General features: G+C 61.2%; 11 protein-coding genes. 4 read left to right on the top strand and 7 right to left on the bottom strand.

From position 1 onward, the window contains the following. Positions 1 to 115: 115 nt before the first annotated feature. From kduI to pelA, 5 genes are all read right to left on the bottom strand, one after another. Positions 116 to 964 carry a 5-dehydro-4-deoxy-D-glucuronate isomerase gene (gene kduI, locus Q0072_RS12020; protein ID WP_298330358.1) on the bottom strand — a complete coding sequence of 283 codons (849 nt, stop codon included), beginning with the start codon at positions 962 to 964 and terminating at the stop codon, positions 116 to 118. A 2-nt stretch (positions 965 to 966) separates the two neighbouring features. Continuing rightward, complete coding sequence (locus Q0072_RS12015; RefSeq protein WP_298330356.1) at positions 967 to 2,337, bottom strand: oligogalacturonate lyase family protein; 1,371 nt, start codon at positions 2,335 to 2,337, stop codon at positions 967 to 969. 9 nt (positions 2,338 to 2,346) lie between these two features. Next, positions 2,347 to 4,596, bottom strand: coding sequence for a glycoside hydrolase family 88 protein (locus Q0072_RS12010; protein WP_298330353.1), 2,250 nt, complete (start codon positions 4,594 to 4,596; stop codon positions 2,347 to 2,349). Positions 4,597 to 4,677: 81 nt separating this feature from the next. Next, positions 4,678 to 7,986, bottom strand: coding sequence for a TonB-dependent receptor (locus Q0072_RS12005; RefSeq protein WP_298330350.1), 3,309 nt, complete (start codon positions 7,984 to 7,986; stop codon positions 4,678 to 4,680). Positions 7,987 to 8,092: 106 nt separating this feature from the next. Next, positions 8,093 to 9,406 carry a pectate lyase gene (pelA, locus tag Q0072_RS12000; RefSeq protein WP_298330347.1) on the bottom strand — a complete coding sequence of 438 codons (1,314 nt, stop codon included), beginning with the start codon at positions 9,404 to 9,406 and terminating at the stop codon, positions 8,093 to 8,095. A gap of 377 nt (positions 9,407 to 9,783) precedes the next feature. On the opposite strand from pelA, the gene Q0072_RS11995 reads away from it, so the two are divergent. Beyond that, a complete protein-coding gene (locus tag Q0072_RS11995) occupies positions 9,784 to 12,057 on the top strand; it encodes a hypothetical protein (protein ID WP_298330344.1) in 2,274 nt (757 codons plus the stop codon). A 56-nt stretch (positions 12,058 to 12,113) separates the two neighbouring features. After that, entirely contained in the window at positions 12,114 to 13,241 is a 1,128-nt protein-coding gene (locus tag Q0072_RS11990) for a hypothetical protein (protein ID WP_298330341.1), read from the top strand. Positions 13,242 to 13,277: 36 nt separating this feature from the next. On the opposite strand, the gene Q0072_RS11985 is transcribed toward Q0072_RS11990, so the two are convergent. Further along, positions 13,278 to 13,751, bottom strand: coding sequence for a VOC family protein (locus Q0072_RS11985; protein ID WP_298330338.1), 474 nt, complete (start codon positions 13,749 to 13,751; stop codon positions 13,278 to 13,280). A 626-nt stretch (positions 13,752 to 14,377) separates the two neighbouring features. After that, positions 14,378 to 17,746, bottom strand: a complete 3,369-nt coding sequence (locus Q0072_RS11980) for a DUF4450 domain-containing protein (protein ID WP_298330336.1) — start codon at positions 17,744 to 17,746, stop codon at positions 14,378 to 14,380. 858 nt (positions 17,747 to 18,604) lie between these two features. Here Q0072_RS11980 and Q0072_RS11975 point away from each other — a divergent pair. Then, positions 18,605 to 21,157, top strand: coding sequence for a GH92 family glycosyl hydrolase (locus tag Q0072_RS11975; RefSeq protein WP_298330333.1), 2,553 nt, complete (start codon positions 18,605 to 18,607; stop codon positions 21,155 to 21,157). Between the two features lie 43 nt (positions 21,158 to 21,200). Further along, positions 21,201 to 21,505, top strand: a 305-nt coding sequence (locus Q0072_RS11970; protein ID WP_298330331.1) for a hypothetical protein, incomplete at its 3' end; no start/stop codon positions are given.

Genomic DNA, 21,505 nt, shown 5'->3' with positions numbered 1-21,505 from the left:
GCCGAAGATGCTGACCGCATCCGGCCGTTGAAGAAACGAGAATGTCTCATATGTGTCAGTGACATGAGACATTCTCGAATGGAATACCAAGAGTCATTTTCAATGACCCTTGGTATCAGGCCAGTTGACACAGGTCCAGTTCGCTAAAATCGCCATAGTCGAGGTTTTCGCCACCCATGGCCCAGATGAAAGCGTAGTGGGACGTGCCCGCCCCGCAGTGGATCGACCACGGCGGGCAGATGATGGCGTCTTCGTTGGCGGCGACGAGGTGGCGGGTATGACCCGGCTGCCCCATGAAGTGAAACACGCGATCGTTTTCACCCATCTGAAAATAGAAATAGGCCTCTGAGCGGCGATCATGCAGGTGTGGCGGCATGGTGTTCCACACATTGCCGGGCTTGAGCAGGGTCAGGCCCATCAGCAACTGCGCCGAACGGCAAACGCGCGGCACGATCAGCTGATGGATAATGCGGTCGTTTGAGGTCTGAAGGCTGCCGCGTTCCAGCGGGTGGCTGCCCGACAGCGGGATGTGCTGGGTAGGGTAACTGAAATGCGAGGGGGTAGAGGCGAGGTAGAAGCGCGCCGGGGTCGCGGCGTCCACGCTTTCAAACGTCACCTCACCCGTATCCGCGCCGATATAGAGGGCATCAAGCGGACTGAGCGTATAGGCGACCCCCTCAACGCGCACGACGCCCGCACCGCTGCCGACATTGACCACGCCCATTTCGCGGCGCGCCAGAAAAGATGATCCGGCGGCGGAGGCAGGCTCGCTCACCTCCGGCAGGGCCACGCGCTGCTGCACCGGGGCGGCCCCGCCGATCACGAGGCGTTCCTGATGCAGATAGTTGAGCCTGACCGCTTCGGGCGCGAACAGGCCGCTGATCAGATAGCGGTCGCGCAGGGCCTGCGTATCGGCGAGCGCCAACTGGTCGGGGTGGGTGGCGTAATAGGTCTTTTCAAACATGATCAGCCAGTCGCCCCCGGCCGGGCATCGACCGCATAGACGTGGTTGGCCCCGTGCATGTTGGAGACGAAGACCAGCCATTTACCGTCGGGCGTAAAGCGAAGATTGGGCTCAAGCCGGTAGTCGTGCGCCGCCATATCGACCAGCCGCGTCGCCCTGAACTTTTCAATGGTGATCAGGTTGTCGTCATAAGAGGGCAGGTCGGCATCGACGATGGTTTCGGCCTCAAGCAGCGAAATCCATTTGCCATCCGGTGCATGGGCCACCATGTCGGCATCGCCACCGTCCGAGGCAAAGGTTTTATTGTCGGGCGCAATGTTGAAGTGCACCCCCCAGTCGTTTTGTTCCAGCCGCTTCCACACGCGCTTGCCGGTGGCGAGTTCAAGGCCCGCCACCCAGAAGACCTGACCGCGCGGGGTTTGCAGGTCGTACCACAGCCATTTGCCATCGTGGCTGAAGAATTCGTGACCCCAGATCTCCATATTCATGCTGCGGGTGTGTACGCTTTTCAGCCCCGTGCCGTCGGATTTGATCAGTTTAATCCGATCCACACGGTGCCACGGCCCTTCCATGCAGAAGCGGATCAGGCTCGGGTCGGTCGGCGAAAACTGTGCGTGGCCGATCCACTCCTCGGTCTTAAAAAGGACACGGCGCGCCTGGGTTTTCAGGTCAATAGTGAACAGCTCCGCCGGCACGCGCGCCGCCCAGCGTTCCAGCATCCGCACGCCCTTGGCCCTGGCGAAGTTGAGCGGCTTGCCGTCCGGGCCCAAGGCCGCGTATTCGGCCTGCCCGAACTTTTCCAGCGAGCCCTTGTCCTTGGGCTGCAAGGGTTTGGCCCCATAGGCGACCTGCCCCAGAAGCAGCGTGTCGTCGGCATTGGAACAGGTGATGCGGCCGGCCGGGATGCGCGTCAGTTTGCGGACCTGTTTTGTGTCCACATGGATGGCGTAGAGCGTCTTGGGGCGGTCCTCGGCCTCACCTTCGCCGGGGTCAGTGACGGCATAGACGGCCTCGCGCGTGGTGCGCATCATGAACAGGAGATCGTTATTCTTGCCATTGACGAGCAGGCTGGTCTTCCAGTCGCTCAGGCGCACGGCGACAATGCCCGACGGCGACTTGATGACCATGATGTCGCCTTGCGGCGTAAAGGCATGGCGATAGAAGTAAAGGACGCCGGAACCGTCTTCGTCGGAAATCCGTATCACGCGACGGCCGGTCTTCGGGTCAGTAAAGGCGCGCGGAGCCTGGCCTGGCGGTGCCGTTGCGGGCACTGCGGCGGCTTGCGCCTGCGCGGCCTGTCCCACGATCAGAGGCAGCAGGGCCGAGGCCCCCCACAGGCCTTTCAACGTGGCGCGGCGGGTCGAGTCCGACATGGGCACTCCTTACTTTACGGGTTTAAAGGCGAAGCTCTGGGTCCTGACAAAGGCGTCCCACGCGTCGCGCGACTTGAAATCAAGCCCGCAATCCCAGGCCGATCCCATATAGTAGGTGAAGGGCTGCCCCGGCGTGACGCGCACCAGAATCAGATAGTTTTCAGCGTCTTCGGCAAAGCCTTCGACCATGGTCGGATCGACGGCGATGGTGATGCCGATATGGCCGTGATCACCGACATCCGGTTCCCAGAAGCTTAAAATGCCTGCCTTGGCGTCCTTCGTCACCACGCCCGACCCGCCATCGGTCTTGCGCTTGTTGATCCCGATGCCAACGATCAGCGGCTCTTGGGTATCCGAGCGCAGGGTCGAGGTCATGCGTGTGAAGTTTGACCCCAGTGGCAGGGAGAAGGTACGCGTCTCCCATACCTTACGCACCACATCGACGGGCCAGGGGCGATAATCGACGCTGAATGTCGCCTCATCACCGCCGCTCTTGTCGATGCGGTAGGTCGAGAAGTTGCGCGAAGTCCATAGCTTGTTGTCGTACCAGATACCCAGCCCGCCCGCGCCCCGCCCGCGCCCGACATCGTAATAGTCGAGCCCTTCGCCGCGGTCGGTGTGATAGTTGGGGAATTTCAGTTGCCGGTCCATATAGGGGTAGCGCACGCGCTTGGCCCACACGTCGATGCCGGAGCCCGACGGGGCTTCGCGCACCTCCAGAGCCGGGCCGTAGATACGGTGCGCCACGCGGTCATTTTCCCATAGCAGGTCATCGAAACGGTCTGGCGCAAAGCGGGCGACGGCGCGAGGCGTCTGATCCGCGGGCGGCGTCAGCTTTTCAATGGGGGCCGGACGTTTCAGCGTCGCCGGATCGTAGGCAAGGGCGCGTGTGGCCTTCATCTCGGCCTCGCGGCGTGCTTTTTCGGCGTCACCGACCACAGTGACCGGCGCGATAGGTTGCGGCGTGGTGGCCAAGATGGCGTCGTCGCTATCGCGGGGCAGCGGGGCTTCGGGCAGGCTCTGCACCGGTTGATTGAGGCCCATCACCTCGATCCCGGCCAGCAGATAGGCTCCGGTGGCGTAGGGGCCGACATCGGTGGGTTTGGTCGGCACAGGGCGGTCGCCGGTCTTTTGCGCCGCGCCGATCAGACCATTGGGCAGGATGTGGCGATTGAGCGCCGCCCAGCCCTTCGTCACCGCCGGCTGATAGGTGGCGCGGTCCAGCAGGCCGTGATTGATCCCCCACGCCAGCGCATAGACGAAGAAGGCCGAGCCTGAGGTTTCGGCTTCGGGATAGCCCTTCGGGTCATTGAGGTCGCTGCGCCACAGGCCGTCGGCCTGCTGCAATTCAATGAGGCGGCTGGCCATCTTTTTGAAGATATCGACATAGAAGGCGCGGCCTTCGAACTCGGCGGGCATGGCGTCCAGCACACGGACCAGTCCCCCCATCACCCAGCCATTGCCGCGCGCCCAGTAGATGGGCTTGCCACCTGTGCCGAGGTGGTTCTGGTCCTTGAAACGCTCGTCGCGCAGGAAGAGGCGGTCCTGTTCGACCCACAGGCGCGCCGCCGTGCGCCGCCATTCCTTATCCATGGCCCTGAGGTATTTCGGATCGCCGCTCAGCGCCGATTGCCGCGCCAGAACCGGCGGGGCCATAAACAGAGCGTCGCTCCACCACCAGATCAGGGCCTCGGTCTCCTGCGGGCGGTTGAGGTGCGGCACCATATAGTCGAGCCGCTGTTGCAGGGGCATGAGCACACCCGGCTGCCCCCGTCGCGCATAGAGTTCCTGATAGAGGTCGCCGATGGCCAGTTCATCGGCATTGAGCATCAGGCGCTCGGCCCGCGCGCCGCGAAAGCTGTAATGATAGTGCTCTGCCGTGGCGGTCAGGAAGCGCAGGGTGTCGGGATTGTCGCTGATCCGCGCCAGTCGCGCCGCACCGACGTAGAAGGTCGCGGCCACCCAGTTGGAGGAAATTTCAGAGAGGTTGGAGCCGGTCGAAAGCTGGATAGGGCGGCGGCTCATATCGGAGATCTGAGAGGCGGCGACGTATTCCAGCACGGGCAGCACCGCCTGACGGCTCGGCACGCGATCCGGGGCAAAGGTCGTGTTGGGGCGCGGCGGCGGGGTCAGCCAGCGCGCTTCGATCCCGGCCACGGGGGTTGTCTGCGGCGCATCTGCGGCCACGACGGATGAGGCCAGAAGGGCGCCCATGACCAGCGACAGGGGGGCGTGTTTAAGGCGCGGGTGCAGGGTCATGGGAAACGTCCTTAAAAAGGTCCGGCCCCGGTGAAAGGGGCCGGACTCAGTTACGGGCAAAGTTACGCGTACTGAAAGGGTTTAGAAGGTGGTGATGATGCCGAAGTAGTAGCGGCGACCATAGTAGAGGGTATCGAAGACATAGGGGGTGCCACCGCCGATATTGCGGTAGTCATCCGGGGCATAGCGGGTCACCGTGTCATCGAGCAGGTTCTTACCTTCGGCAAACAGCTCCAGCTTCTTGTTGACCTTGTAAGAGACGCGCGCGTCCAGCGACTTCGAGCCGTTTTTGTAGATAGGTGTTACGGTCTTGAAGTAGCTGGTCGCGCCCCCAAAGGGCTCCAGATTGATGCCGAGGGCTTGCTGGGTTGCTTCGTTTGGCACACGGTTGGTGCCTTCGCTGGCGTCCATGCGGTCGTAATAGAAGTCACGCTTCTGATAGGCGACACGGGCGTTGAGACGACCATCATCGTACCAAAGGTTGACATTGTAGTAGTAGTCGGACTGACCGCGCGGCGGCAGGGCCTTGCCCGTTATCGGATCAACTGCCGTATTCGCCGCATTCGACTCGGTCTTGGAGTAGTTGAAGCCCGCGCCCGTATATCGCAGATACCAAGGCAGGTAGGTAAAGGCGGTCTTGGCCGACACTTCAAACCCGGTTTGCTTAAGTCCGCCGGGACCATCTTCGAAGGTATCGGCGATGTATTTGGTGCCTTCCAGCTCGTATTCCGGCAGGGTGATGTTTTCAGGGCGCTGGGTTTTCACGTCGATGCTGTAGGAGGCCAGCGAGACCTGCGTGTCCTTGTTGGGATACCATTCCAACGACAGGTTAGAGGTGGTGGCCTCATAGCCTTTCAGTTCGGGGTTACCGATACGGCCCGAACACCGCGTAGCGGTCGAAGCGGAGGGGTCTTCGGTGTCCGGATCACCGTCGTCGAAATAGCCCGGATTGTTGTTGTAGAAGTCCAGCAAGGCCTGATCGAGTTTATAGCAGTTGGCGGCGCTGGTCCCGGTTAGCTGCGTCATGCTGGGGCGTGCGCGTTGCTTGGCGATGGAGTAGCGCACAACCACCTGATCTTCGATCGGCCAGACGGCGAGATTGAAGCTTGGCAGGAAGTCTTCCGACTGACGATCAACCTGAGTAACGCGGCGCGAGACGAAGACGTCGGTATAGGGGGCCGGGTTTAGGGCCGATACCTTGGTCGTGTCGAGCGTTCGGTTATAGAAGTTGACCGAAGGCGCGGCATGAACGTCTATCTTCTGATAGCGGAAGCCAAGGTTACCCGTGACATCCATACCGAACAGACGGGTTTCAAAATCGCCCATCAGGTAGGCCGAGGTGGTGCCTTCTTCGGTCGAATAGCTGGGACGGGTGTAGGTCTTGCCGTCAGACGCGATACATTCGTACAGGCAGTTCAGATTGTGGTGGCTGAGGTCGGCATATTGGCCCAGCGTGCTGAAGAAGCTGTCGAAATCGAACGCCGTCCACGAATTGATCAGCGCGCCGCGGTCCGGCATGCCTTCAAAATAGTTGGCACCTGGCATCTTGATGATGCTGTTTTGCAGCAGCTCACGATATTGCGCCGGAGTCAGCATGTGTTCCTTTTCCAGACGATCCTGACTGGTCGGGCTGGTCACGAGGGTACGTGAGCCGTACTGACAATTGGCGCCGCTGACGCTCGGGTCACACAGACGGATATAGTCGAGGCTGCGGGCCCGCGACAGGGTGACGCCCGGTGCGATATTAAAGCCGCCTTCGCGCCAGGTCTTGTTTTCGCGTGCCGTGTGCGACAGGCCGAACTTGACGCTCTTTAGAGGGCCGAAATGGTCGAAGAAGCGGGTGACATCCAACTGAACGTTCAGCTCGTTATTCTTGTCGGCCTGTGGCGTGTATTCCAGACGCGCGGTCGTCGTCGGGTTCTGGAACACGCCGGGACGTGGCGTAGCCCCGGCATTGTCCGGTGAGGTAGGATAGTAGACTGCCGGGCTGGTCAGATCGACATTCGGTACGTCAAACGTCCACAAACCGTTTTCCGGGATCATGTAAAAGCGGGCCGAAGGGATGGAGGCGATGATCTTGAACGCATCGTCTTCGCGCTCCCCCTTGGCAGAGCCGTACTGGATGCGGCCCCTAGCGATCCATTGATCCTTTTTGTAGTCGAGCCCAATCTGGGTGTAGTGCTGCTCATTGGTCCGCTGAATATCGCGGATCTGGCTGTCATAGTTCAGCGTGGTGACGCCGTTGCCCCGGATCAGATCGTACTGAGTGATGTAGTGGTTCGCATTGACCACGACATTGCGCATATTGGTGCTCAGCACGCCGGCCGTGGAGGTCGAGCCCGACGGGGCGATGATTTGCAGGTTATAGGCCTGGAAATCTTGTTTGCGGATATTGGGGTTGTAGGAGATGAAGCCGGTCAGGCTGTCGCTGAAGCGATAGTCGGCGCGCAGCTGGAACGAAGTGCGCGTATCGCGCCGGTTTTCGCGACGCATCCGCGGCAGCGACGGCGCATAGTCTTCCCACTGGGCGTAGCAGTTCAGGCGACTGTTGATGCCGGTCGTTGGCAGGGCCGCGCAGCCAGCCTTGGTCGTGACGGCGGCGGCCACCTTGTCGTAGGGCGTGGTGAAGGTCTTTTCCGGCGAATTGTCGTGGTCGCCAAACGGCTGATAGCCGACTTGTTTGTCCGACACGCTGTTGAAATCGGTCGAGGTGCGCGCGTCGTCATAGGTGAAGTTGAACAGGACACCCAGACGGTTATCGAGGAATTTGCGAGTCATGATGAGGTTGGCGCGCGGCGACCAGTTGCCATCCAGCGTATTGCGTTGATATTGCAAATTGAACTTGTACAGCGGCTTGGCGAAATCGAGGCCGCCGCGCTGTTCGATCTTCACCGTGCCGCCGACGCCGCCGGGGCGCATATCCGCGGTCTGGCCCTTGATGACGTCCACGCTCTTGATCAGGTCAGACGACATGTCGTTGAGCGCCGTCACCGAGCGGCCGTTTTGCGAGTCGGTCGGCAGCATGGACATGCCGTCCACTTCGATGCGGATCAGATCGTCGGTCTGACCGCGAATGGTGAAGCCACCCTGATCGCCGGAGTCGGTGATATTCAGGGCCACACCGGCGATGCGGGCGATAGCTTCACCGACATTCTTGTCCGGGAAGTTACCGACGTCATCGGCGACGATGGAATCCTGCGCCGTGGCGGCGCGCTTCTTGCGGTTGATGGCCGACTGTTCGGCGCGGCGCGCGCCGACGACGATCACTTCCTGAACGTCGTCGGCTTTGGCGGCCGGTTGCGCGGGTGCGTTTTGGGCCAGTGCCGCGCTGGCGCTACAGAGCGCCACAAGAGAGGCGCTGAACATAAGTGCGGTGCTTCTGAGTTTCATGGTTTTCATCCCTTCCCATTTGTGGTGTCCCCGAATTGGCTTCCGGGTGGTGTGATTGGTTTTTTGTGAGCTGCGGTTACCGGTGTCATCTGGTCGCCGCAAAAAGTCATTTCGGGTATTTTTTCACCCAGTCGGCATAGGCATCGATGGACTTTTTCGGCCCTGACCCGTACCAGGAATAGCCATTGCGGCGACCTTTGGAGATATTGTTCACATCATCCTGAATCGACTTGTCCCAGTCGCCGAAGATCGGTTTGCCGGTCTGGATGTCATAGTTGCGCGACCAGATCGGACCCGCCCCCGGCTTGTCGATCAGTTTGCGGCCCTCTTCTTTGCTGACCTCGGTAAAGGCCTTGTCATAGATGGCGTGGGCTTTCAGCCATTCGACGCCCGCATGGATGGCCGCACGCACTTCCGGCGACGGCTTTGGCTGGCGCATCAGGAACAGCAGCACATCGGTGCTCTCGGCGCTGGCCAGAGAGCGCATCTCGTAATTGCGTGCCGAAATGGGGGCGAGCGTCAGGGCATCGACCTGCTGCGGCCAGATGGTCTTTTTGCCATTCACCACGATCTGAGCGTCGAGAATGGGGCGCAAGGCGCGCGCGGCAGCTTCACCGGCCTTGCGGCGCAGATCGGCGGGCACGAAGGCGAAATCCGGCTTGCCTTCGGCAATATCGGTCAGCAGCAGGGCGGCCTGCGCCACCGCATCGTCATTGAAGGTGATGCCGTCGTGGAAACCGCCTTCCAGCGGATAGTTCTGCGGCCAGCCCCCATTGGGGTACTGCGCCATCAGCAGGTAGTTGATGCCCTTGAGGAGGCTGGCGCGATAGGCGTCGCCGTCCTTGCCAGGGGCTTGCGCCTGCACGCGGCCCAAAAAGCGCATCTCGGTCCAGGTCGCGCCATTATCCAGCGTGCCGACAAAGGTCCAGAAGCGGTCGTGCGGGGCATCAAAACTGCCCGTATTCAGCTCCATTGTCTCGGCATTATTGCCAAAGCGCTGACCGCGCAGACGTGGCGGCTTGGTGCGGTCCTGATTCTTGCTCCAGCCGCCCGACGGGGTCTGAAAGCTGACGATGGTGTCGGCCATGGCGCGCGCTTCGGCAGAGGCGTACCAGTCGGCGTCCTTATTGAGCGCCATCTTGCCGCTGCCGGCCACGGGCGGTGGGGGCGGGGTTTCGCCCGGCTGAAGCTCTGCGGCCAGCGCCGCCCTATCGAAGGCCATCTGCTTTTGCGAGCGCGCAATATAGTCGGCCCACGCGGCCCGCTGCGCGGCGGGCAGCTCGCCCAGACGGTTCAGGCTTACCTCAGGCGCCGGCGTATTGGTGCCGATCACCGCCGCCCCGACCATCTGCGGCCCGGCGGCAATAGACACGGCAAGGCTCGTGGCGGAAATCAGGCCCACCCATCTCTCTGATGGCATTTTCGTCCCTTTTATCGGAATGTATTTTTTAAAATAGATACTCGAAGCGTGAGGGGGTGTAAACGAAAATGCTCAATTTCGACACATTTTTTGAAACCCCTTTCATTTGCGAAATATTGCAACGCAACAGAGCAATTGCATGAAAAAATGTGTGGCTTTCAGGCCATTTTTTGATTGAATGTGCGTGATTATGAAGAAATGGCCGCGGTTCATACGATTGCTATCGTGGGATGGCGGTATTATGAAAAGGGGAAAATATCACGCCGGACACATTTGCCGCCCCTCCCCAATGCGGATAGAGCCGCTCTCTGGTGATACAAGATTACAAATAAAGAGACTGCGGAAATCGCCGCTTACCCCTTACAGGAAGACCGCCCATGCCGATTTCGCTTTCCCGTCGCCATCTGCTGCTTACGGCGGCGGCCACTGGCACCACGGTCGCCTTGCCAGCCTATGCGGCTGAAACGACGCGCATCGACCGTCAGGCGCTGGTCCGTCGTCACAATCCGATCCTGACCAAGGTCGATCCGCACGCGCCGCTGATGCTGGGCAATGGCAATATCGGTTTTACGGCGGATATTACGGGGCTTCAGACCTTTACCGAGCCCTATTCGAAAATCGCGCCACTTCTGATCGAGGCGCAATGGGCCTGGCACCGCTTCCCGAATCCGCAGGGCTACACCGTCCGCGATACGCAGATCGAGATCGACGTGCGCGGGCAAAAGCGCCGCTATGGCTATATCAAAGACTGGGCCGAGGCCGCAAAGAACCCTGCCGTGGCTTGGATTCGCGAAAACCCGCATCGCTTCTCACTGGGAAGGCTGTCGCTGGACCTGCGGGCGAAGGACGGGACGCCCGCGCGCTTTGCCGATGTCAGGGATACGCAGCAGACGCTCGACCTGTGGACCGGCACGCTGACCAGCCGCTTTATCTATGACGGCGAGGCCGTGACGGTCGTCACCCGCGTCCTGCCCGACAGCGATACGATCATGGCTGAGGTGACGTCTGCTCTGGTGGCGCAGGGCCGGCTGGGCGTCACGGTGCGTTTTCCCGGTGTATCAAAGACGCTCAACCCCGATCCGTCGGATTGGAATGCGCCCGACGCCCACACCACAACCGAAGTGTCGCGCAGGGCCGGTGAAGTGCGGCTGAAGCGTCAGATCGACGCGACCACCTATTACGCGGCCATCGTCGCACCGGGGGGCGCTATTGAGGCCAGCGCGCCGCACACCTATCGGGTAAGCGCAAAAACCACGACCCTGACGGTCATGGCGGCCTTTTCGCCTGATCCCATTGCGGCCCTTCCAACGCCTGCCGCGGCCAAGCTGGCCACCGAAACGCACTGGATCGCCTACTGGTCGGAGGGTGGCATGGTCGATTTCAGCGGTTCGACTGATCCGCGCGCGCCGGAGCTGGAGCGGCGGGTCATCCTGTCGCAATATCTGATGGCGGTGAACGCGGCCGGGGCCTTCCCGCCGCAGGAGGAGGGGCTGTTCTCCAATAGCTGGAACGGCAAGTCGCACCTTGAGATGCACCCCTGGCATTCGGCGCACTTCGCTCTCTGGGGCCGGCCGCACCTGCTGGAAAGGAGCCTCGGTTGGTATGTGACCTTCCTGCCCAAGGCCAAAGCGCGCGCCGCCGAACAGGGCTTGAAAGGCGCGTGGTGGCCCAAGATGATCGGGCCGGATGGCGTCGATAGCCCGTCCAAGGTCTCGCCCTTCATCATGTGGCAGCAACCGCACCCCATCTATATGTGCGAACTGCTGTACCGGGCAAGCGACAGCGGGCGCATCCTCAAAACCTATGGTGAGCTGGTCGAGCAGAGCGCCGAATTGCTGGCCTCTTTCCCCTACCTCGACGAACAGACGGACAAGTACCGTCTGGGGCCGCCGATCATCCCGGTGCAGGAGAATTTCGACCCTCTGACCACCTACGATCCGGCCTTCGAGGTTGCTTATTATCGCTGGGGGATCGAGACGGCGCAGGCGTGGCGCGAGCGGGCGGGCAAGGGCCGCCGCGCCGACTGGGATGCGGTGCTGGCCAAATGGCCAGACCTGCCGCAAAAGGATGGCCTCTATCTGCCCGTGGGGTCTGAACCCGGCTTCTGGGACAAGGCGGCGGGGGCGTGCCAATCGAATGCGATTAATGAGACGTGCCAGAACCGCGACCATCCGTCCTTCCTGATGCCGCTGGGCTGGCTGCCGGGCGGGGGCGTCGATAAGCCGACCATGCGCCGCACGCTGGACCGTATGAAACGCGACTGGGACCTGCGGCAGACCTGGGGCTGGGACTATGCCATGATCGCTATGACCGCCGCACGGCTGAACGCCCCGGAAGAGGCGATTGACTGGCTGTTTTTTGAGGCCAAAAACAACCATTATGGCCAAAGCGGTATGACGCCGCGCGTCCACCTCGATGCCCACGCCGCCGCCTTTGTGCCGACGGCAACGGGGGCCGGAGCGCAGGCCAATGCCGGGCCGGACGGACCGGGCTATCAGCGCGCCGCGGAGACCTACTTCCCCTCAAACGGCAGCCTGCTGCTGGCCATCGCTCTGATGGCCGGCGGCTGGGACGGGCAGGGCGGGACGGCCCCCGGCTTCCCCAAACACGGCTGGCGTGTGCGGGTTGAAGGTATCCGTCCGTCGCTATGAGTCCCTGTAGCCATTGTTAGCCATTCATGGCTATAAGTGGCTACAGGAGGTGTAACGTGGCAAAATCGGAATGGCATTTCCCGCGGCGGGCCTTTGCCGAGCAGGTCTATAGCCTGCTGATCGACAGCCCGGCTTCCGCGCTCAGTCTGTTCGGCCCGCGCCGCACAGGCAAGACCGAGTTTCTGCGCGAAGACCTGGCGCCTCTGGCCGAGGCACGCAAACACCGCGTGGTGTATGTCAGTCTGTGGCAGACGGTCGAAGCCCCGATCGCCAGCCTGCTCTACGCCTTTGACGCGGCCCTGCGCGGTGGGCGGCTGAGCGACCGGTTAGGGACGGCGATGCGCGACCTCTCACCGACACTCAAACTCTCTGCGCCCGGCGGCACAGAGGTCGAGGTCGATCTGGGCAGCCTGCGTGGTAAGCCGCAGGACGACCATCTGCTGCTGCTCGATCAGTATTGTGAGCGGCTGGCCGACGACAAATATCCGACGCTTTTGCTGTTCGACGAGTTTCAGGAGGTGGCGCGCAGCCCTCATACAGCGCCCATCGTCGCGGCCCTGCGCACCAGCCTCGACCGCCGACGCTCAGGGCTGGTCTCGGTCTTTACCGACTCGTCGCAGGAGGGGTTGCGCAAGGTGTTCGATGCCCGCGAAGCACCCTTTTACCGCTTCGCCACCCAGATGACCCTGCCCGCGCTGGATGATGGCTTTGTCGATCACCAACTGGCCGTGTTCCGGGCCAAGGCGCGCCGCCGTATCGAACGGGGCGACGCGCTGCGGGTGTTCGCGCGCATCGAGAACAATCCGTTGTTCTTTCAGCAATGGCTGATCGCGCTGATGGCGCACGACCGTTTGACGCCCGACACGGCCATGACGCATGTGCTCGATGAGCTGGGGGCACAGTTCGGATTTGACCGTATGTGGAGCGGCCTCAGTTCGCTTCAGCGCGCCATCTTGCGGCTGCTGGCCGAGCATATCGAACAGCCCTATGCCGAAAGCTCGACCGCGCGTCTGGCGGCGCTAACGGGTGAGGGGGTTCCGGCCAATGACCGTGTGCAGACGGCGCTGCGCCGTCTGTCGCGGCTAGGGGTGGCAGAAAAGGTAGAGCGCGCCTGGCGGCTTAACGACCCGCTGCTCGAAGTGTGGGTGCGTGGTCGCCCGGAGACGGATTTCAGCGTCGGTTAGCCACTTATAGCCACACATGGCTACAAATGGCTATTTTCAGCCCTTCGCTGCCGCTTCGATGGCCGCCACGTCGATCTTGCCCATGGTCATCATGGCTTGAAAGACGCGCTCCCCCACCTCGCCGCCTTGCTTCATGGCGTCGCTTAAGGCGCGCGGCGTGATCTGCCACGACAGGCCCCAGCGGTCCTTGCACCAGCCGCACGCGCTTTCTTTGCCGCCATTGCCAACAATGGCGTCCCAGTAGCGGTCGGTTTCAGCCTGATCTTCGGTGGCAATCTGGAACGAAAAGGCTTCGGTTTGCTGGAAGGCGTCGCCACCATTCAGCCCCAAGCAGGGAATGCCGCAGACCGTAAATTCGACGGTCAGCACCTGACCCGCCTTGCCGCCCGGAAAGTCGGTCGGGGCTTTGTGCACGGCGGTCACCGCGCTATCGGGAAAGACGCTGGCGTAAAAGCGCGCCGCCTCTTCGGCCTCGCGCGCGTACCACAGGCAGATGGTGTTCTTGGGCATGATAATCCTCCGTTGTGTTGTCTCTTTGCAGGGGCGTAACGGCCATGACACGGCGGAGGGGTGTCGGGCGTCCGTCTTGCGGCGCCCAAACTGTCGGTTGAATCTTACGCCCCAAAGGGCTGGGTGTCTATATGGTCTGCCGTACCGGCAGGCGCGGCACAGCAGATTCTAAACCCAAAGCCTGAGACAATCAGGATACGGCGGGCCGTTTACCGGGACGGTTTCACTTACAAAATCGGCTTTCGGTGAAATTTGCGATTGAAATCTACAAATTGTAGTATTATTGCTATTATTAAACCAAATTGAAATAATAATCACTGGACAAGGCGTGCCTGCCGGGGAGATGATGGTCACAAGTCTGGCCGTTTGATCCTGACGTGTCTGAGGCCCTGATCCCTTTCGGCCGATCCCATACGGAATGGCCCCCATAGCTCCGACGCCCCTCATGGCCTGCAACGGTCCGGGGCGTATAGCGAGTGCGTGAGTGTGTGTTTGATCACGTAGTTACCCGGTTCCCGGTCTTAAAATTTCATAGGACGGGGTTCGGTTTTATTTCTCTCTCAGATCTTACCCACTGTCGCGCGACAGTGGGTTCTTTTTTGCCGCGATGTCGCCGATGCCAGCGCTCAGCGCTCAAGACTGACGCCCATCAGACCGATCACCACCTCATTGGCCACGGCGCGCACGGTCAGGCTTTGCAGCGTCTTGTTGGGATCGAGGTCGAGGCTGAGCACGCTGCCCGCGCCGCCGTCTATCTTTTCGCGGCTGGCGCGACCCTTCCAGTCGGGGCCCGGTGTCCAGACCTTGCCCGTCTTGAGGTCTAAGCGCACAGGGACTTCGCCGCACAGGCGGAACTGATAGTCGTCGATAAAATAGTCGCGTTCGATCGGCCACCAGTTTTCCGGGTTGCGCAGGGTCAGCACCTGCGTCGTGCCGTCCGTATAGGTGACGACGACTTCGCCATTGGTCAGGCGGCTTTGCATATGGTTGGTCGATCCCGCCATCAGCAGGAAGGCACGCGCCGCCTGTCCGCTTAAGGGCACGCTCACTTCGTCCGGATAATTGTCCCACAGCGACGCGAAGGCGATATTGTTGCCATCGGCAGGCGTGCGAAAGCGCAGGCCATTGACGGTCGTGATTTCGCCATCTGACTGACGCAAGGCCGCATCGTCGATAGAGGCCGTGGCATTGACGTGCCCGGCCCACGCACCGATGCCCTGCGCCGGCATGGCCAGCGACACGAAGGGCGAGCGCGGCGAGCGGTACTTGCCCGGCTGGAAGATATTGGTCACCTTGTCATTGAAGGCGGCGCTAAGGTCTACTGCGTCCGCGCGGATCGTCTTCGCTGCCGTCGCCCATACGGGCGCGGTTACAGGGCAGGACGCATAGTCCGGTGTCCGGGCCTTGGGGGCCAGCCAGATAAACTGGCCCTGATACATCGCTGTAAAGTGTGGGTCAGCCTCCGGCAACTGGCGCGCCTTGGTGGGGTCGATGGCCTGACCGGCCCAGACGATGCGCACTTCAGTGCGGCCTGTCAAAGCCGACTCAAGGCGCAGTTTGGGCGCGCCAACCCCTTCCGGAGCGTCCCATTTGACGGCCTGGCCGTTGACGGTCAGGCGCGCCACGCGGTCACGGCGCACAGGCAGGTCGAAGACAGCCTTTGTGAATCGCTGATCCGAAGGGGTGACGGTCCAGATGTCGGTCTGACCCTCGCGCCGATAGGCAAGGCTGAGGTTCGGATGGGTAAGCCGCGCGTGGTCCCATTCCGGCGGCAGACCGGGTACCAGTGTCAGGGTACGGCTGAGCGCATCCGGGCGCACGCCGAACAGGCCCTCGACCACGGTGCGCGCCATGACGCCCGTGCCGTCGGCAAAGTCGCGCTGCGACTCGCGGCGATAGACGTCGAGATAGTTCATGCTGCCGACATTGCCGGGGGCGATGCCCATATAGAAGCTGCCCAGCACACTGCCGCGCGTAATCTCATAGGCGCTGTCGGGCCTGCCTGCCTGCCACAGGGCCAGTGCCGTGTGCAGGTTCTCACCCATCACCACATTATTGATCGACCAGCTATAGGGCATCCAGTCCGACGAGGGCAGCATACGATAGGGCCGGTCATTCGGCACGCCTTCACCGGTGACGGGCAAAGGGCGCAGGCGGCGCTCCAGATCGGCCGCCATGCGCGCCGCCTGAAGCGCATCAGGCGCGCCGGAATCGATGCTGTGATAGAAGCTCCACACGCCATAACTGGGGTGCAGCATCTGTTTGCCGAGATAGTCGCGGAACTCGCCATAGGCCCCGCGATCCTCCATCCACAGGTAGGTCTGCATCCCGCGTTCGATCAGATCGGCCTCGGTCTGATATTGCGTTGGGTCCTTGCCGATCAGGGCGGCAAGGCGCGCCATCATGCGGTTGTGATAGAGGTTATACGCCGTCGTATAGGCCACCCCGCCGCCGGAATACTGCATATCGTCCGAGGCCCAGATAGCCGCATAGGCCTCATAGAGCGGCAGCTTGTCCGGGCCATATTCGCGGCGGAACAGGCGCTTTTCCCACGCCATATGCCGTTCGATCACCGGCCAGACGCGTTTGGCGTATTCGAGATCGCCCGTCCACAACAGATGACGGAACATCGCGTCGAAGAAGCCGATATTCATGTCGTAGTGGGTGTTGGACAGGTCGCCATTGGTATGCAGCCCGTCCGGGTTGCGCGCCAGATTGGTCTTTTCTTCCGGGGGTGCGACAAAGTCGGGGATCGGCTTTGTGTTCTGCTTGCGCGCCCAGCCGTTGAAATTCTGCCGCGCACGATCGTGCCAGCCCAGCGCATCGAGCGCATAGGGCCCGCGCCAGCCGAGAAGCCGCGCGCGCCAGGCGATCGCCCCGTGCATGATGCCGCCGCCGTCGCGCTCATCCCACTGTCCGTCGGAGGCAATGTTGAGCGCTCCCATGGCCGCATCGAGATAGGGGTCGGGGGTCTCGGTACGCACGCGTGTGCGGATTTGAGCGAAATGGCGGCGGGCGTCTTCAAAACGCGCCGCCAGCTCGGACGCCGCATAGGCAGGCGTGGTCGAGAGGGTTTCTGCCCGTGCGCCTGTATTGCCCGCCGTCACATCGCGATAGGTGCCAAGCTCCTCCGCCGCGCCGCGTCGCGTGACCTGTATGGCCAGATAGACCGGGGCCGTGCCCAGCGCTACATGGCCGGTGACCACCTGTATGGCGGCGCTGTTGTCAGAGGCCAGAAGCTGCGCCGCATCGGCCCATTTTGTCGCATCGGACAGTTTGAGCGCGGCCGGAGCTGAGACCGTACCGGTCAGGCCGGCCGTGCGGCTGTCGGCATGAAAGATCTGCGCATCCGTCTCATAGCGCGTGCCTTCGGCATAGTCGGGTTTGAACTGGAAATACTGGCTGATCGGCACTTTTTCGGTGCCGATATCACCGTCGCGATTGCCGCGCTGCCCGTTGCCCGCCCCATAGGCGAAGACCAGTTCCGTGCCCTTGGGCAGACCCGTCCCGTTGGCGCGCAACAGCAGGCCTTCGCTGGCGTGGTCGGCAATGACTTCGATAACAAGGCGGCCCTGCGCGCCGATCAGCGGATCGCGGATCGTGTACAGCATCTCACCGGGGCGATAGCGGCTCTCGGTGTTTTGCGCGTCATTAATCCACTTGATACCCGCTGCGGTGCGCAGCCCCAGCCGCAGATTGCCGCCGCGGCCAGGCAGGTAGAGCGAAAATTCCGGCTTGTCGCCCGCATCGACGCGAAAGGCCGTGTGCCCGCCATAAAGCGCCCGATTGAAGTACTCCGCGCCATTGCGGATGACGAAATCTCCTTTGTCCGGCCGATAGCGCAGCGGCGTTGAAATCTGCCCCTCAATATTGGGACGCAGGCCGCCCGTGGCCGCCGGGGCCTGAGCGTGTGCCCGAGAATAGGGCAGGGGGCCGATCAGGGCCGAAGACAACAGCCACAGGCAGGCGAGGGCAGTGGGTCGCAGGCGAGGCATAAAAGCTCCTGAAGGCATATCCCTGTGTCATTTTTATAGGCTTTTATTTTAAATATAGAGACGAGCAATCACCTTCAAGCCGAATTTGTCACGACCGAGCATAAACCGTTTCACAAATCAAAAAAAGAGCCCCTCCTTTTCAGGAGGGGCTCAAATGGGGTGTTCCGCATCAGGGAGTGAGCGATCGGAACACGTTTCTGCCTCCCGCTACGCCGAAAGACGCTTGGGAGGCGAAAAGAAAACTCTCATATAGGGACAATATTACACATATAGAAACGATGCAAGCCGGTTTGACGTCTTATGATCTTTGGGGGCGTCAAAAGGCATGGGTAGATTTCTATGGAAGCCCAATTCGCCGGTTAGGTCATACCAAATTCAGCCGCATCGTGTGAAAATTTGGCAACCATTTTGTGCGGCGCAAAAATTTCAAGACGCGCCACACAACGATAAAAATCATTTAAAAGCATAAGTTTCCATTCAAATTTCGAATATGATTACGGTGTTGTCAAGGGCGCGAAATTGGTTTACCTTTCTATTTATCGCGTGGCCAATAGGCAAATCGTGCCTTTAAATCAGCAAAGGTCAGGCCAATTGAGGCGGCGACTATGGCTGAATGGACGCGCGGTAAAGATTCGGGCATCAGGTGGCGACCTGAGGCCTGCAAATTTCCTCCGGGGCGTGCCGGGGGTGTACGCATTGGGTTGCTTTAGTGGCATTTCGCGACCCGATACCTGAGGTAGGCGTAACGGCGGGACTCTTCCCCTCGGTCTCGCTGCACTCATCCTGACTGGGCGGGCCGGCAGTCCCTGCTGGCCCGCACTTTTTACAGAGATTAAAAACGAGACGGGTGAGGTGGTTATGAAGCGGTCCGTGCACGGGGCCTTGTGGGTGTTTGCGTTTCTCTGCGCCGCGCTTCCAGCGGTGGCGGGACCGGCGCTCTATACCCTGCCTGATCTGCGTATCGGCCTCGGCAATGACAACGAGGGCGACACCATTCCCGGCCCGGCGCGCCCGAATGGCTCGATCCATCCGTCGCCGGAAACGCTCAATCCCAACAATTCCGGCTATAATCCGGCTGAAAAGATCAGCGGCTTTGGGCAGTTGCATACGCAGGGTTCAGGCGGCGTTACGACCTACGGGACGTTTTTGCTGTCGCCGCAGGTCGGCGCCCCTGTGTTCAACGAGCCCGACCATCTGTCGGATAAGGCCAATGTTGAGATGGCGGCAGATTACTACGCGGTCGATCTGACGCGATATAAGACGCGCGTGGAAATTACCCCCGCCCACTATTCGGCCCTCTACCGTCTGACCTATCCGCAAACCGATGAGGCGCAGCTCGTTATTGATGTGACGCGTAAGGTCGGCGGCCTCGTTGCCTCCGAAGCGGCGGAGGTGAAGTACTATCCGCAAAGCGGCAAGATTATCGGTCATGTGAAGGCCAAGGGCTACTGGAACCCGGCGCTGATCGACATCTGGTTCGTCGCCAAACTGAGCCAGACGCCCACCCGCTGGGGCATTTTCGACAGAGCCACAGCGAAACCGGGCGCGAACGAAGGCCGGACCGGGCCGGATGAGCGGCTGGGGGCCTGGCTGACCTTCAAAGGCGACCCGTCAAAACCGGTTCTGGTCAAGCTGGCCGTCTCCTTCACCAGTGCCGATACCGCTGAGGCGCTTCTTGATCAGGAGATTCCGGGTTGGGACTTCGATGCTGTGCGGCAACAAACGCAGGTGGCGTGGAATGCGCAGCTGTCCAAGATCGAAGTCTCAGGCCTGACTGAGGCCCAGACGCGGCGTTTTTATACCGCGCTTTATCACGCCTCCATTCAGCCGCGTGACCGCTCGCTGGATCAGCCGAAGGCCCAACTCAATCGGCCCAACTGGGACGATCACTATACGCTGTGGGACACCTATCGCACCCTGTTCCCGCTGATGTCGCTGATTTCGCAAAAGAATTACACCGCCAACCTCAACAGTCTGATCCACACGTTTGACAAGTTCGGCGCGGCGGATACGGCCATTATCGGCGGCCAGAACTACCATGTGGGTCAGGGCGGCGATGAGGTGGACAATGTGCTGGGCGAGGCGCTGATCCGCGGCGCGGACGGCGTGGACTGGTCGCAGGCGTGGCGCGTCACCCATTTCAACGCGTTTGAGCGCCGCCGCCCGCGCTACCTGAGCGACGGCTATTTCGGTGTGGGTGATCTCAGCCCGGAACCGAACAATCAGCGCGCCAAATCCGGCTCATCGACTCTGGGCTTTGCGCTGAACGACTACTATGCGGCGCAGATGGCGCAAAAGACCGGCCACACGGAAGAAGCCCAAACGCTTCTGACACGTTCCTCTAACTGGAAAAAGATCTGGAACCCGACCACGCAAAGCGACGGTTTTGGCGGCTTCCTGATGCCGCGCTATCCGGACGGCACGTTTCAGGATATCGACCCCAAGCTGGGCTGGGATGGCAAGGTCCACAACAATGTCGGCTATTACGAAGGCACGGCGTGGATCTATTCTTACGGCGTGTTGCATGATCTCGATGGCCTGATCGAGGCGATGGGCGGTCGCGTGCGCTTTAATGAGCGTCTGCAATATGCCCTGAGCGCGCATCTGATTGACATTACCAATGAGCCGTCCTTTTCGACGCCGTGGTTGTTCCACGCCATCGGGCGCGCCGATCAGTCGTCCTACTGGGCGCGCGATACGTTCAAATATTTCACAGATACGGCCTATCCCGGCGACGAAGACGCCGGCGCGATGAGTTCCAACTATGTCTTCAACCGTCTGGGTCTGTTTCCGAAGCTGACGACCGATCGCTACTATCTGCACGGGCCGCGTCATGCGCGCAGCGCCCTGCATCTTGAAAGCGGCAAGACGTTCGAGATTACCGCCACAAATGCCGGGGCGGACCGGCCCTATATCGCTGCGGTGACGCTGAATGGTCAGCCGCTTGAGACGCCCTATGTTACACAGGCGCAAATCCGGGGTGGCGGGCAACTGGCCTTCACCATGAGCGACACAGCCGGTCAGTGGGCCTATGACGGGGCGGTCGTGGCGGTCAAAGCCTCGGTGCCTGAGCTGGTGGATGGTAAGACCTCGACAACCTGGGCCGCGGCGCCCGGACAAAGCGCGACGTTTGAGCGATCCGAACCGGTCTGCCTGAAAGCCTACAGCCTCAGCGTTGGTGCGGAGGGGCCCATGCCTTCGGCCTGGCGACTGGAAGGCTGGAACGGGAAGCGCTGGCGCGAACTGGACCGCCGTAAGGGGGAGGTCTTTGATCGCCCGCACATGACGCGCGTGTTTGACCTCAAAACCGCAGCCTATGCCCGCTATCGCCTGCAAATCGCAGGCAAGGCGAGGGCGGAGGTGGCCGAGGTCGAATTAATCGCAGGGCCGCCCACAACCTGCATTCAATAATTGATTTCGGACGCCTTACGGCGTCTCAACTACGGGAAACACCATGTCCTATCGTCCTTATGCGCTGGCCTCGGTTCTCACCGGGCTGGCGATGCTTGCGCCTGTGCTATCGTTTGCACAAACGCCCCCAACGCAGGGGACGGCGGAGTGGGAGCAGCCTGAGGTGGTGGCGGTGAACCGCGAGCCAATGAAGGCGACCTTCTTCAATTTCGAGAACCGTGATCTGGCGCTGAAGGGAGACAAGGCCGCCTCAAAGCGCTTCCTGTCGCTGGATGGCACCTGGGATTTCAAATTCTCCAAAGGCGTCGATAATCGCCCCAAGGACTTCTACAAGACCGGCGCGAACCT

Source organism: Asticcacaulis sp. (genome assembly GCF_027484505.1).
Classification (GTDB): domain Bacteria; phylum Pseudomonadota; class Alphaproteobacteria; order Caulobacterales; family Caulobacteraceae; genus Asticcacaulis.
The sequence above is the reverse complement of the archived record's forward strand: the minus strand, read 5'-3'. Positions and strand labels throughout refer to the sequence as shown.

Bases quoted from the DNA above. Each gene is read 5' to 3' on its own strand.
- kduI (WP_298330358.1), bottom strand. From the start codon at position 964: ATGTTTGAAAAGACCTATTACGCCACCCACCCCGACCAGTTGGCGCTC.
- Q0072_RS12015 (WP_298330356.1), bottom strand. From the start codon at position 2,337: ATGTCGGACTCGACCCGCCGCGCCACGTTGAAAGGCCTGTGGGGGGCC.
- Q0072_RS12010 (WP_298330353.1), bottom strand. From the start codon at position 4,596: ATGACCCTGCACCCGCGCCTTAAACACGCCCCCCTGTCGCTGGTCATG.
- Q0072_RS12005 (WP_298330350.1), bottom strand. From the start codon at position 7,986: ATGAAACTCAGAAGCACCGCACTTATGTTCAGCGCCTCTCTTGTGGCG.
- pelA (WP_298330347.1), bottom strand. From the start codon at position 9,406: ATGCCATCAGAGAGATGGGTGGGCCTGATTTCCGCCACGAGCCTTGCC.
- Q0072_RS11995 (WP_298330344.1), top strand. From the start codon at position 9,784: ATGCCGATTTCGCTTTCCCGTCGCCATCTGCTGCTTACGGCGGCGGCC.
- Q0072_RS11985 (WP_298330338.1), bottom strand. From the start codon at position 13,751: ATGCCCAAGAACACCATCTGCCTGTGGTACGCGCGCGAGGCCGAAGAG.
- Q0072_RS11980 (WP_298330336.1), bottom strand. From the start codon at position 17,746: ATGCCTCGCCTGCGACCCACTGCCCTCGCCTGCCTGTGGCTGTTGTCT.
- Q0072_RS11975 (WP_298330333.1), top strand. From the start codon at position 18,605: ATGAAGCGGTCCGTGCACGGGGCCTTGTGGGTGTTTGCGTTTCTCTGC.